Source organism: Nocardia sp. JCM 34519.1, from assembly GCF_020361265.1.
Classification (GTDB): Bacteria; Actinomycetota; Actinomycetes; order Mycobacteriales; family Mycobacteriaceae; genus Nocardia; species Nocardia arthritidis_A.
Genome location: NZ_JAIRBR010000011.1, coordinates 12143 through 24614 on the forward strand (window position 1 = coordinate 12143; position 12472 = coordinate 24614).

At 67.0% G+C, this 12472-nt stretch carries 13 protein-coding genes; 11 read left to right on the forward strand and 2 right to left on the reverse strand.

Going from position 1 to position 12472, the window contains the following annotated elements; genetic code table 11:
* Positions 1 to 4: 4 nt before the first annotated feature.
* Positions 5 to 871, reverse strand: a complete 867-nt coding sequence (locus tag LGY53_RS24995; protein ID WP_225729150.1) for a serine/threonine-protein kinase — start codon at positions 869 to 871, stop codon at positions 5 to 7.
* A gap of 125 nt (positions 872 to 996) precedes the next feature.
* Between LGY53_RS24995 and LGY53_RS25000 the strand changes: the two genes are divergently transcribed.
* Positions 997 to 2277 carry an alginate lyase family protein gene (locus LGY53_RS25000; protein ID WP_225729151.1) on the forward strand — a complete coding sequence of 427 codons (1281 nt, stop codon included), beginning with the start codon at positions 997 to 999 and terminating at the stop codon, positions 2275 to 2277.
* Positions 2278 to 2390: 113 nt separating this feature from the next.
* Complete coding sequence (locus LGY53_RS25005) at positions 2391 to 3032, forward strand: respiratory nitrate reductase subunit gamma (RefSeq protein ID WP_225729376.1); 642 nt, start codon at positions 2391 to 2393, stop codon at positions 3030 to 3032.
* Between the two features lies 1 nt (position 3033).
* On the opposite strand, the gene LGY53_RS25010 is transcribed toward LGY53_RS25005, so the two are convergent.
* The gene (locus LGY53_RS25010; RefSeq protein ID WP_225729152.1) at positions 3034 to 3687 is read right to left on the reverse strand and encodes a hypothetical protein; all 654 of its coding nucleotides are present in this window, start codon (positions 3685 to 3687) and stop codon (positions 3034 to 3036) included.
* Positions 3688 to 4160: 473 nt separating this feature from the next.
* Between LGY53_RS25010 and LGY53_RS25015 the strand changes: the two genes are divergently transcribed.
* The 9 genes from LGY53_RS25015 to LGY53_RS25055 are packed head-to-tail and all read left to right on the forward strand — an operon-like array spanning position 4161 to position 12463.
* Positions 4161 to 5399 carry a sedoheptulose 7-phosphate cyclase gene (locus tag LGY53_RS25015; RefSeq protein WP_308102993.1) on the forward strand — a complete coding sequence of 413 codons (1239 nt, stop codon included), beginning with the start codon at positions 4161 to 4163 and terminating at the stop codon, positions 5397 to 5399.
* A gap of 15 nt (positions 5400 to 5414) precedes the next feature.
* Positions 5415 to 6158, forward strand: coding sequence for an SDR family oxidoreductase (locus LGY53_RS25020; RefSeq protein WP_225729153.1), 744 nt, complete (start codon positions 5415 to 5417; stop codon positions 6156 to 6158).
* Positions 6155 to 6820 carry an HAD-IA family hydrolase gene (locus LGY53_RS25025; RefSeq protein ID WP_225729154.1) on the forward strand — a complete coding sequence of 222 codons (666 nt, stop codon included), beginning with the start codon at positions 6155 to 6157 and terminating at the stop codon, positions 6818 to 6820. The genes LGY53_RS25020 and LGY53_RS25025 overlap by 4 nt, the downstream gene beginning before the upstream one ends.
* The gene (locus LGY53_RS25030; RefSeq protein ID WP_225729155.1) at positions 6810 to 7808 is read left to right on the forward strand and encodes an ROK family protein; all 999 of its coding nucleotides are present in this window, start codon (positions 6810 to 6812) and stop codon (positions 7806 to 7808) included. Before LGY53_RS25025 ends, LGY53_RS25030 begins: the two co-directional genes overlap by 11 nt.
* On the forward strand, positions 7805 to 8917 hold the full coding sequence (locus tag LGY53_RS25035) for an alcohol dehydrogenase catalytic domain-containing protein (protein ID WP_225729156.1): 1113 nt from the start codon (positions 7805 to 7807) through the stop codon (positions 8915 to 8917). Before LGY53_RS25030 ends, LGY53_RS25035 begins: the two co-directional genes overlap by 4 nt.
* The gene (locus LGY53_RS25040; protein WP_225729157.1) at positions 8914 to 9696 is read left to right on the forward strand and encodes a sugar phosphate isomerase/epimerase; all 783 of its coding nucleotides are present in this window, start codon (positions 8914 to 8916) and stop codon (positions 9694 to 9696) included. Before LGY53_RS25035 ends, LGY53_RS25040 begins: the two co-directional genes overlap by 4 nt.
* The gene (locus LGY53_RS25045) at positions 9693 to 10856 is read left to right on the forward strand and encodes an acyltransferase (RefSeq protein ID WP_225729158.1); all 1164 of its coding nucleotides are present in this window, start codon (positions 9693 to 9695) and stop codon (positions 10854 to 10856) included. The genes LGY53_RS25040 and LGY53_RS25045 overlap by 4 nt, the downstream gene beginning before the upstream one ends.
* The gene (locus tag LGY53_RS25050; protein ID WP_225729159.1) at positions 10853 to 11872 is read left to right on the forward strand and encodes a zinc-binding dehydrogenase; all 1020 of its coding nucleotides are present in this window, start codon (positions 10853 to 10855) and stop codon (positions 11870 to 11872) included. Before LGY53_RS25045 ends, LGY53_RS25050 begins: the two co-directional genes overlap by 4 nt.
* Positions 11873 to 11908: 36 nt before the next feature.
* Entirely contained in the window at positions 11909 to 12463 is a 555-nt protein-coding gene (locus LGY53_RS25055) for an alpha/beta hydrolase (protein WP_225729160.1), read from the forward strand.
* Positions 12464 to 12472: the final 9 nt, after the last annotated feature.

Here is a 12472-nt window from a genome sequence, read left to right on the forward strand (position 1 = left end):
AAGTTCAACGGCGCCAGCGGGATCGCGGCGCGGGCGGCTCGATATCGCGCAGCACGCGGGCAATCAGCCGGACCGGCTCGCTGCACGAGTTGTATCTGGCCCCGGGCTCCTTCGCCAGGCATTTGGCCAGAATCGAATCCACCGCGTGCGGAATCCACGGCCGCCGCCCCGAAACGTCCGGCGGCGTGCGCCGCAGCTGCGCCTCCATCACCGCGAGGCGATCCGGCAGCGGGAACGGCGGATGGCCGGTGAGGAATTCGACGATCGCGCAGGCCAGCGAGTACTGATCCGCCGCAGGCCCCGGCGGGCCGCCGCGCAGCACCTCGGGGGCCGCGTACGGTATCGACCCGAACATCACCCGTCCGTCGTGCCGCCGGTCCGCCGATCGGCGAGCGATCCCGAAATCGGTGAGCACACCCGAATTATGCGCGCCGACAAGCATATTCGCGGGTTTGACGTCCAGGTGCACCACCTCGCGCCCGTGCACGTAGTCCAGTCCGGCGGCGATGCCCGTCAACAGCGGCAGCACGCGGACCGGATCCATCTCGGCATGCCGATCCGGCACCAGCGCGACGGCGGTTCCGCCCGGTACGTACTCGCAGGTGAGCCAGGGGCGGCCGTCGAGTTGGCCGTGGTCGAATACGGTGATGACATTCGGATGCCGCAGCAGCGCCGCCACCGCGTATTCGTTGCGGAAGCGGCTGCGCGCCGCCGCGGAAACGGTGGCGTCCCGGTTCAGGATTTTCAGCGCCACCGGTCGCCCGCGCACCGGATCGTCGGCGAGATACACCTCGCTGCTGCCGCCCTCCCCCAGCGGCATGCGAATGACGTATCCCGCGAACTGCGCTCCGGCTCGGAGCAAATCGGTCACGAGGTCAATTTGTAGCAAACTATCCGCAACTTAGCCTCGCACCATGTGCAAATAGCATCGGCCGATGCCGCGGACGCAATTCGAACGGGCCGTGCCGGGTGGCCGCCCAGCGTAGCGTGCCCGCCATGAACAGCAGTACCGCGAGGCCGGTTCGCGCGTTGGCAATGGGTGTGCTCGCATTACTCGGCACCACCGTATTTCCGCCGAATGCCGCCGCGCTGCCCGATCTGCCGGTGCCGAATACCGTCGTGCTCGACGGCCAGCGGCTGGCGGCCGCCCGCACCGCGGTCCAGGCCGGCGACCCGGCGGCGCTCACCGCGCTCGCCAACCTCACCGCCATGGCCGACAAATACGTGAATCAAGGTCCGTGGACAGTGGTAGCCAAGGATTATCTGCCACCGAGCGGCGACAAGCACGATTACGTGAGCCTCGCGCCGTATTACTGGCCCACCGCCGACAAGACCGCCGACAATCCGAACGGCTGCCCCTATGAAAACCGGGACGGCCAGCGCAATCCCGATGTCGACGCGATTCCTGACAAACCCGCGCACGGCAAGATGTTCGACGCCGTCTACAGCCTCACCCTGGCCTGGTATTACACCGGCAACATCGCGTACGCGGACCGCGCGATACTCGATCTGCGCACCTGGTTCCTGGACCCGGCCACCAGGATGAATCCCAATCTGAATTTCGCACAGGGCGTGCCGTGCATGTTCGATGGGCAGGGCATCGGCATTATCGACTTTTCCCAGCAGTTCACCGATCTCATGGACGCCACCGCGATTCTCGACGCCGGCGCGCCCGGCTGGAATCCGCTCGACCGAATCGGCATGACGCTCTGGTACCGGCAATTCCTGGATTGGCTGCGCACCAGCCCGAACGGCAGAGCCGAGGCGGCCGCGGACAACAACCACGGATCCTTCTTCGACATGCAGGCCGCCGGGCTCGCGCTCGCCGGGGGCATGCCACAGTTGGCGGCCGATATCGTTGCCGCGGCGCGCAATTCGCGTATCGACGGACAGCTGGCGGCCGACGGCACCCAGCCGAGGGAGCTCACCCGCACCCGCAGCTGGCACTACTCGACCTTCAATCTGCTGGCCCTCACCCGGCTGGCGATGATCGGCAGGCATGTCGGCGTCGATCTGTGGGACTACCGTAATCCCAACGGCGGCAGCATCTTCGGCTCGGTGGACTATACGATCCCGGCCGCGACCGGCACCGGGAAATGGCCATACGACGACCTCGAATTCAAACCGTTCGCGGCCAACGAGGTCATCCACGCGGCCGCTGACGCGGGCGACACCGCGGCACAGGCCGCGCTTCCCGGACTTTCCGAGCAACCGCGCGGCGATATGTGGATCCTGCGGCCCGCACCGGAGCAGCTGGATTCGATCAACCCGTGGTGAATGCGGAACTCGTGGTCGAGAACTCGCCGAGTTAGTGGACCGGCCGAGACACAAGAGTCCTTCGCCCCCTTGCCTACCGGCCGCGGTGCGCGGAAACTCGACACGTGTCAACAATGCTGTGGCTCTTGCTGCCGTACAGCGCGTTCGCATCCTTCCTAGTGGGGCATGTGTGGCGTTACCGGCGCGACCGGTTCGGCCGCGACGCTGTCGAGCAGGACCAAGATCTGCCATATCGGGTGGGGGCGTTGGCCTTTCGGGTCGGTTTCACCGTCGGCATCGCGGTGCGCGTCATCGATCTGCTCAGCTCGGGGCCGCATACGCACCCGGGCGGCAACCTGCACACGGCGCTGCTGATCGGTCAGGCCGTCTCCATCCCCTGCGCGGCCATCGGCATCGTGCTGGTGTTGGTGCCGAATCTGATTTCCGCCGCGCCGCGGCCCGCCGTCACCCCGGTGGACCGAATCACCCTGCCCACCTTGGCATGTGGGCTGATCACCCACGCGATGATCCGGTTCGATCCGTACGACGAGGGCGGCACACGCACCGCCGAGACGCTCTTCGTCTGGTTCCGTTCGCTGTTCACGCTGCATCCGAATCCGGATATCATGCGGTACGCCCCGTTGATCTATCAGGCGCGCGGGCTGATTCTGTTGCTGCTCATCGCGATCTGGCCGTACACGAGGCTGGCGAGCATCCTCCTCGGCCCGATCAAGCGGCTGCGGCTGCCGAGCCAACTGCACACGGCCGCACGATAATTCAGTTGAGCACGCCGGGCCATGGATAGAAGGCGAGGTGCAGCAGCAGGATCACCAGCAGCGCGAGCAGCACCGCGGCCACCGGGTGCGCGCGCCGCTCCAGATAGCCGATGGTGCGAAACAGCGTGGGAAACGGCACTTCTCGGCGGAACAGCGCCAGCACGCTCGGCACGATGACCCACATCAGCGCGATCAGCCCGTAGAGCACGTATGCGCCGAGGTAGGAGTCCGGATTCATCCGCCGGTCGGTGATCGCGAACGCCATGCCGACGATGTACGACGCGGCGGCAAGCAGCAGGTAGACCTCCATGTTCACATAGCGGACCGCCGCGAGATCCGTTGTGACACGGCCGTTCGCGGTGAGCTGCTTACCGGCGACGATCCGCGGCACCTCGGGATCGCCCCGCAGTTGCCCGACGGCGTAATAGGCGGCGACGACGATCACGAACACGACGATCAACCGCACCCAATCGTGCTGATCGGCCAGATGTCCGATGGTCGCGGAGATGGTCGGCCACGGCCCGACCCGGAAGATGGCGGCGAACTCCGGAACCGCGATGGCGATCCCGGCCAGCCCCCACATGACATAACCCCAGAACTCGGCCGAACGCCCGATCGCCGCCGGCGCGCTCGCGGTGCCAACCGCCTCACTCATGCTCTTGGTTTACCACCGGCAAAGCACATCCGAACTACACACAGGCAAACCAATGCAGTCGATACGGATTCGCAACCCTCCCGCGACCGACCGGGCGTCCGATCAGGCCCCGTACCGCTCGACCTCGATCCGCTGACCGGACATAAACTCCGCAGTTTTCCGGGAAATAGTTTTACAGTGGTGAAACAGCAGACCGCCGTGCGCTGAAAATTCAGTGGTTACAATGCGCGCGAATTACCCGATTCGGACTTATCGGAAATTACCCTACCCTTAATTACCCAACCCTTGGTAACCGTTCCATATGGAAGAGATCTCGATCACATATACGTTTGCCCCTATGCGGCTGACACAAAGTTGCGTTAGCGTTCCGGGTGATGTCAGATCCGGTCGAACATCAACGATGACGTTGGGGGTATCGGGCCGATTCGAAATACGCTTCACCAATTTGTCTGCGATCGTCGAATGGGTACTGGATGATGCAAAATCTCGTCAGCTCCAAGCATGGTTTGGTCTGTTCCAAAACCACCGATCTGAGCTGGACCGTGGAGGCGGTCAAGCAAATCGAATACCAGGTGCGAATCGCCGATGATTTGTTCGGACCGGGTAATGACACCGCGCTGTTCGGCCTCCCGGGACGACAATTGTCACCCGGTGACCGCCGCCTGGTCGTCATCGATACCAACGTCGCGGCCATACACGGTGACCGCATCCGGAACTTCTTCGACGCCAACGATATCGAGACACAGATCGTCCCCGTCACCGCGGACGAGACGGTCAAGCGCTGGGATTCGGTGACCGCCGTCGTCGACGCGATGAACGATTTCCGCATCGACCGCCGCCGCGAACCCGTCATCGCCATCGGCGGCGGCGTACTCACCGATGTCGTCGGATTCGCGGCCAGCATATTCCGCCGCGGCACACCCTATATCCGGATACCGACCACGCTGATCGGCCTGGTCGACGCGGGCGTCGGCGTGAAAACCGGCATCAATTACAAACTCGGCAAGAACCGGCTCGGCACCTATCAGCACGCCGATGTCACACTACTCGACCGGACTTTCCTGCGCACACTGCAACGCAGACATATCAGCAATGGCCTGGGCGAAATACTCAAAATGGCGCTGATAAAGTCCCGCGAACTCTTCGAACTGCTGGAGAACTCGGGTCGCGACATCCTCGCCGACCATTTCCAGGGCAGCACCCAGGAATTGGACCGGGCGGCGCGCACCATTATCGCCGAATCCATCCACCTGATGCTGGAGGAATTGCAGCCGAACCTCTGGGAGGCGACGCTGGAGCGCTGTGTCGATTACGGGCACACCTTCAGTCCCACCATCGAGATGCACGCCCTGCCCGAACTGCTGCACGGCGAGGCCGTCTCCATCGATATGGCGCTGACCACCGCGATCGGCATGCGTCGCGGCTACATCACCGAGGCCGACGCGGCCCGGGTGTTCCGGGTGATGCGCGCGCTGGAACTGCCGCTGTGGAACGAGGTGCTGGCCCGGCCCGGCATTCTCGACGCCGCGCTGGCGGACACCGTTCGGCACCGGGACGGTCAACAGCGGCTGCCGCTGCCGGTCGGCATCGGCCACCACCTGTTCGTCAACGATCTGACACCGCAGGAATTGCACGCCGGATCGGAGTATCTGGCCACCGTCGAGGTCCGCTTCCCGGCGCACTTCGACGATTCCGCGCGCACCGCGGGCTGAAACGAAGGAGCAGTCATGGCAAAGGCATTGGTCGTCGGCGGTTCCACCGGAATCGGCCGCGGTATCGCCGACGCGTGGGCCGCGCTCGGCCACGAGGTGACCGTTTACAGCCGATCCGAACCGGTCGGCGACGGCGCGACGGAATTGCGCTGGGAGCAGCTCGATTTCCGGGATCCGGCACAGGCGCGCAAGGTGCTGACGACAACGGTGCCGCCGCGGGTCGAGCTGGTGTGTTATTCGGCGATCTACTACACGCTGCGGCGGGAGAATTTCCTCGACGGCGGCGAGGAGGATTGGCGCGACCAGCTCGATATCAATGTGCACGGGCTGTGGCTCACCCTGCAGGCGACCATTCCGGCGCTGCGCGCGGCGAAACCCGGCGTATTCCTCTCGGTCTCGTCCGAGGTGGTCTACAACGCGGGTCCGGCCCGCTCCGGTTACGCCGCGACCAAGGCCGCCGCCGCCTCGCTGATCGGTTCCGTCGCACAAGAAGAGGACACCGACTTCGTTCGGTTCGTCCAGGTCATGCCCGCCGGGATGGTGGAATCGCCGGGAATCCGGGCCCGCCGGGCACCCGATTTCGACTACAGCGGCTATATGCAGCCCGCCGACTTCGCCCCGTTCGCAACCGATCTGGCCCGCGCGAAGGGCGCCGGATTCGCCGGTGACGTGTTCATCGTCGAAAAGGGCGGCCGCTGGCAATCGATCGCCGACGGCCTGCCGGTATCCCAATCGCGCCCGCTGGGTGTCGCCGGATGACGCCCCGGCAAATGGTCGAACTGCGGGCGACCCGGCTGCTTTTCGATATGGATGGCACGCTGGTGGATTCCAGTGCGTTCGTCGAACAGACCTGGACCGATTTCGCGGCGAAACACGGCCTGCGGGCCGAGGAGGTCATCGCCTTCGCGCACGGCAGGCCGACCCGTGCCACCGTGCACGAATTTCTCGACGACCGCGAATTGGCCGCGGCGGAGACGGCTCGCCTCGTCGCGTACGAGGAGACCGAGACCACCGGCCTGCGGCAGGTGCCGGGCGCGCGGGAGCTGTTGCGGCGCTTGCCGTCTCACCTCTGGGCAGTGGTCACCTCGGCCAGCCGTACACTCGCGGTGAACCGGATGACGGCCGCGGGCGTCCCGCTGCCCGACATCCTCATCAGCGCCGACGACATCACCGCCGGCAAACCCGATCCGCAGGGCTACCTCATGGCGGCCCGCAGGCTCGGCGTCGAGATCGGCGAGTGCGCCGTATTCGAGGATTCGGTGGCCGGCGTGCGAGCCGGAATCGCCAGCGGCGCGACAACTGTCGTGGTCGGCGCGATCACCGAATTCGACGGCGCGCTGACCAGGATCGCCGATTTCGCCGATGTTGCGCTCGACCTGACCGGTGACGCCGTGCGGATAGCGGTCCCGGATGGTTACTGAGCAGCGCGTCCGAGGCCGGAACGCCACCTACCTGATCGACCTCGGCGGAACCTGGCTGCGCCTGACCGATGCGACCGGCCCGAGCCACACCGTCACCCGTCTGCCGGCGCCGAGCCTGCTGCGCCGGCCGGACCGCACGGTGGCCGAGCTGCGCCGTGAGCTCATCGAACTCCTTTGCGCCCGAACACCTTCCGATGCGGTCGTAGCCATGTCGTGCGGTGCGGCGATGGACGAGACCCGCGGCATCGTCTACGGTTCCGCACCGCTGTGGGGTGCGGCCCGAGATCAGTTCCGGCTGGTCGACGCGCTCACCGAGCGCCGTCCCGACGTCCGGTGGTATCTCGTGAACGACCTCACCGCGGGCCTCGCCGATTTCGCGCGCTTCGCCCCGCCCACCGCACGGCTCATCGGATATCTCACCGTCAGCAGCGGAATCGCCTACCGCTGTGCCGATTTCGCCCACCGCACGATCCCGGTGGACGAATGGGGCTTGCAGGGCGAGGTCGGCCATTTGACCGCGCCGCTCTCGGACGATCTGCACCCGGCCCCGCGCTGCGGCTGCGGCGCCAGCGGACATATCGGCGCGATCTCATCCGGACCCGGAATCCAGCAGGTGGCCACCACCGTCGGGCTCGACTGCGGCCCGGATTTCACCGCGGGTTTCACCGAACGGCTCGCGGCCCGGGATCGGCTGGCGCTGCGGGTGTTACGCGTCGCGGTCGCGCCGATCGCCGAATTCCTGCGCGGATTGTGGTACACCACACCGCAATTGGATCTGGTCGGGCTCGGCGGCGGTGTGGTGGAGAACCTGCGTGAGTTCTATCGCGCCGAACTGTTCCGGCTGCTCGCCGAGCGCCGGTCCTATGCCGACCGCGGGCGTGACGAGGACTGGCTGGCCCGTCACGTAAAGCTCTGCGCCCCAGGTGAAATCGACAGCATGCGCGGCGCGGCCCGGATGCTGCGCGGCGAATTGGCGGTGGCCCGATGACGCATCTGGCGCTGGTCCGCGACGCCGACGGCGGCATCGCGGTGCGGCAACGACCGACTCCCCGGCCCGGCCCCGGCGAACTGCTGCTCGAACCGCTGGTCGCCGGGATCTGCGGCACGGACCTACAGATCCTGGCCCGCCTGCGCAGCGATCCCGCGCCCGTGCTCGGGCACGAGGGCATCGCGCGGGTGCTCGCCACCGGTCCCGGCACGGACGGACCCGCTCCCGGCGCCGTCGTCATCGTGAATCCGACGCATCCGCATGATGATTCGTTCCTGCTCGGCCACAATGTCGACGGGCTGTGGGCCGAGCGGACGCTCATCCCCGCGGCAGCGGTCACCGGCGGATTGGTGCTCACACTGCCCGCATATCCGTCCGGGGCGCTGCCCGCACTGATCGAACCGCTCGCCTCGGTGCTGTACAGCTATGACATCACCGCCGCGATAGTCGGTGCGGCGCCACGGACGCTGGTGATCTGGGGCGACGGCATCATCGGCCACCTCGCGGCGCGCTTCTGGCGGCGCAGGCATCCCGAAACCACCATCGTGCAGATCCACCACACCGACCGCGGGCTGCGCTGGTCCGATCGGCACGGTAGCGCGGATATCGCACTGCGCCACGATGATCCGGCTCTGCCGCGCGCGCTGAGCCGGGCGGCGGGTCCGGTGGCCGGGCTGCTGGCGACGCCGCGCACTGCGACGGTGCCCGCGCTCGTCGCGCTCGACGCCGCTATCCGCGCCGAACTGTTCGTCGACGTGCACGGCGGTCTGGCGCCGGGCCGCATCGCGACGAATGCGGGCGTACTGGACATCGCGCGGATTCGCGCATACAACTGCGGTGGCGAGCCGAATCCGCCACGGGCCGAGCGCTTCGCGCGTCCGTTCGCCGCACGGCTCACGGTGTTCGGCCATCGCGGCGTCGCCAATTCGCACCTCGCGGCGGCGACCGCCGAACTCGACGCCGATCCCGCGGGTTACGGCCCGCTCGTCACACATGAGACGGATCTGGCGACGGCGGCCGAACTGCTCACCGCGATCCTGCGGGGCGAGCGCGCTTTTCGCGGTGAACGGGTGATCAAGGCGGCCGTCACGATCGGTGCGGCCGCATGACCGCGCTCGCGCTGCCGCAGTGGCGGCTCGACACCGACCGGGGTATCGCCATCCGGCGCGCCCTGCGGCACGGCATCGTCCGCGTTCACCTCGATTTCGGTGGCGCACATCGCGGCCCGCGCTTGGACGATCCGCGGACGCTGCGGGCGACGGCGCGGGCCATGGCCGGTGTCGAGGTCCCGGTGCTCGCGGTCAATCACGTCAACGATGTCGGAATGTTCGGCGACTCCGGTGGTTTCGCCTCGCACTGCCTCCGTCTGGTCGAAAGCGCGATTCAGGTCGCCGCCGAGCTCGGCATCCCTACCGTGCATATCCCCAGTTTCCGGGCGAGCGCCGTCACCGACGCCGCGAAGCTGCGGATCGCGGCCGAATTCCTCGCGGCGACCGTGACGTACGCGCGAGGGTTCGGCATCGGCGTCGCCTCCGAATCCGGGCTCGGCGCAGCCGATCTGGCGCTGCTGTACCGGCTGACCGGCGCGCGCGAACTGGCCATCGTGGTGGATACCGGCAATCTCGTGGACGCCGGACATGACATCCCCGAAGTGTTCGCACTCGCCGGGACGGTGCGCCTGCACCCCGACATCCACGTAAAGGCGCCGACCGCGCCGGGCGCACCACCGCTGAGCGAATTGATCGCCCACCAACTCCTCCCTTATCACCGGCCCGCCGCCGTGCTACTCGAAAACGACTACCGCGCAAGCGAATCCGTACTCATCAGGGATCTCGCCTGGGCCCGCGCGACATTCCGCGCCCGATCCGGAGGGAGCGCCGCCTCGTGAGGGCCACCGCGAAACCCCCTATCCTGCGCCTGGATTCGCTGACCGGCCTGCGCTTCCCCGCCGCGCTGGCGGTCTTCGCCTTCCATTCCGCGCTACCGGAGCTGCCGCTGTTACGGGATGCCGCCCTACAGGGCGACTACTACCGCGCGGTGAGCCAGGCCGGTGGCGCGGGCGTCACCTTCTTCTTCGTGCTGAGCGGATTCGTCATCGCCTGGTCGGCCCGCGAAACCGATTCGCCCGCAGCCTTCTGGCGGCGCCGGTTCGTGAAAATCCTGCCGCTGTACTACATCACGTGCGCGCTGGCGGTGCTCGTAATGCACCTGCACGACTTCTCGTTGCGGAAAACCGTGCTGTACCTGGCGATGTTGCAGGTGTGGGCGCCGGACTACCCGCTGAACTTCGCGGTGAACGCCCCCGGCTGGTCGCTGGCGGCGGAGGGATTCTTCTACCTCGTATTCCCGGCGCTGCTGCTCGGGCTGGTCAGGCTGCACCGGCGCGGGCTGTGGATCGCGCTGGCGACAACCCTTTTCGTCGAGTTGGCGATACCGGCGGTCAGCGGGCTACTGCCGATGGGCGGCCAGCGGCTCACCAACGAGCCCGCCATCTCCGGAGTCCAGTATTGGTTCGATTACGTCTTCCCGCCCACCCGGATTCCGGACTTCCTGGTGGGGATGATCCTGGCCAGGCTGGTGCGCTTCCAGCAGTTCCCGCGCATCCGGTTCCGGCTCGCGATCCCGGCGCTGATCGTGGGATACCTTCTCGCACTGAATATTCCGGTGCTCTACGGCCAGCGCGTCGCCCTGATCGTGCCGTGCGCGCTGCTGATCACCGCCGCGGCGCAGCGCGATCTGGCCGGTGCGCCCAGCGTGCTGCGCGCCCGGATTCCGGTGCTGCTCGGCGAGATCTCGTTCGCGTTCTACCTGATCCACTTCAGCGTGCTGCACTTCCTGAACGTGCGCCTGCTGCACGGCCCCAGCGACTCACCGCAGGCCATCGCCGTCTATTTCCTGCTGGCGCTGGCGATCACGCTGCCATTGTCCTGGCTGGCCTACACCTGGATCGAGATGCCGCTGGTGCGGGCCTGGGGCGGCCGGGTGGTCCGCGGCTTCCGCGGTGTCGAAACCGTCTCGCCCGCAACCGAACACGTAGGAGTGCGATGAAAGCGCTGACCCTGCTCGGCCCGAAGGAGCTGACGTTCGCCGAACTCGAACCGCCGTCGCCCGCCGTCGGTGAGGTGACCGTGCGGATCTCGCATCTCGGACTGTGCGGCACCGATCTCGGGTTCTACGACGGCAGCAGCAACTACCTGCACGACGGGCTCAAATCGTATCCGTTCGTGCCGGGGCACGAATGGGTCGGCACGGTGGTGGACACCGGACCCGAGGTGTCACGGGAACTCCTGGGGCGCAGGGTTTCCGGACACAACTTCCGTTCGTGCGGGCGCTGCGGGCACTGTGCGGCCGGGCGCATCAGGTACTGCCCCGACCGCAGCGAGATCGGGGTGCTCGGCCCGCGATCCGGCGCCGCCGCGGAACTGCTGACGGTTCCGACGGCCACGCTGAGCCCGATTCCCGATGAGCTGTCCGATATTTCGGCGGCCATGCTGGAGCCGACCGCGGCCGCGATGCACGCCGTGACCCGGCTCGGCATCCGGCCCGGTGAGCGCGTCGCGGTGTTCGGGGCGGGCACGCTCGGTTCGGCGGCCGCGCAGATCGCACGCGCCGCGGGGGCCGAGGTGACCGTCTTCGAGCCGAATCCCGGACTCGCCGAACTGACCGCAACCCTTGCGCTTACCGCCAAACCGGCGCCGGAGGCCGGTGATATGGATCACTACGATGCCGTGATCGAGGCGTCGGGGGCGGAGGCCGCCAGCAGCGCGGCGATTCACCTCGCCGCATCCGGCGGCCGCGTCGCCCAGCTGGGCACACCACACGGCACCGTACCGGACTTCCCCGCATCGGCCCTGGTCATCAAGGATCTCACCGTGCACGGCGTGCTCTCCGGCGTCGGCCACTGGGACGCGCTGATCGCGCTCGTGCGCGCCGGCGCGGTAGACCTCGACGCGCTCGTCGATCGGGTGTATCCGATCGATCAGGCCGCCGCCGCCTTCGATCGGCTCGCCGAACGCGGAAGATCACGACCCAAGGTGCTGTTGCATTTCGACACTGGCAACTGAACGGCACACCACGAGTAATCGAGAAGGAGTTCTTTCGTGGACATCTACATCGTGCACGGCTACAACGCGGGCGTGACCGAGCACTGGTTCCCCTGGCTGGCGAAACAGCTGCGGGATCAGGGACATCAGGTGGAGGTCGTCGAGTTGCCAACCCCCAGCGAGCCCAAGCGCGACGAATGGGAGGCCGTGCTGGCCAAGACGATCGGCGCGGTCGACGCGAACACCCTGATCGTCGCGCACAGCCTCGGCACCATCACCGCGCTGCGCCACCTCGCGAGTCTCGAATCCGGTTGGACGCTGGGCGGACTCGTCTCCGTCTCCGGCTTCACCGGCGGACTGGAGGTGCTGCCGGAACTCGAGGATTACATGGCCGAGGGCATCGATGTCCGGCCGCTGGTGCCACACATCAACGCGCGCACCATGATCCACTCCGACAACGACTCCATCGTCCCGCCGTCCGCATCCATCGCCCTCGGCAAGGAGCTGGCGGCCGATCTCATCGAGATCCCCGGCGGCGGGCACTTTCTCGGCGACGAGGGCTTCACCGAACTGCCGGAAGTCCTTGCGGCAGTGGAACGCATCGCCGGGTGAGGTGATTCG

Bases quoted from the DNA above. Each gene is read 5' to 3' on its own strand.
- LGY53_RS25000 (WP_225729151.1), top strand. From the start codon at position 997: ATGAACAGCAGTACCGCGAGGCCGGTTCGCGCGTTGGCAATGGGTGTG.
- LGY53_RS25005 (WP_225729376.1), top strand. From the start codon at position 2,391: ATGCTGTGGCTCTTGCTGCCGTACAGCGCGTTCGCATCCTTCCTAGTG.
- LGY53_RS25010 (WP_225729152.1), bottom strand. From the start codon at position 3,687: ATGAGTGAGGCGGTTGGCACCGCGAGCGCGCCGGCGGCGATCGGGCGT.
- LGY53_RS25015 (WP_308102993.1), top strand. From the start codon at position 4,161: ATGATGCAAAATCTCGTCAGCTCCAAGCATGGTTTGGTCTGTTCCAAA.
- LGY53_RS25020 (WP_225729153.1), top strand. From the start codon at position 5,415: ATGGCAAAGGCATTGGTCGTCGGCGGTTCCACCGGAATCGGCCGCGGT.
- LGY53_RS25025 (WP_225729154.1), top strand. From the start codon at position 6,155: ATGACGCCCCGGCAAATGGTCGAACTGCGGGCGACCCGGCTGCTTTTC.
- LGY53_RS25030 (WP_225729155.1), top strand. From the start codon at position 6,810: ATGGTTACTGAGCAGCGCGTCCGAGGCCGGAACGCCACCTACCTGATC.
- LGY53_RS25035 (WP_225729156.1), top strand. From the start codon at position 7,805: ATGACGCATCTGGCGCTGGTCCGCGACGCCGACGGCGGCATCGCGGTG.
- LGY53_RS25040 (WP_225729157.1), top strand. From the start codon at position 8,914: ATGACCGCGCTCGCGCTGCCGCAGTGGCGGCTCGACACCGACCGGGGT.
- LGY53_RS25050 (WP_225729159.1), top strand. From the start codon at position 10,853: ATGAAAGCGCTGACCCTGCTCGGCCCGAAGGAGCTGACGTTCGCCGAA.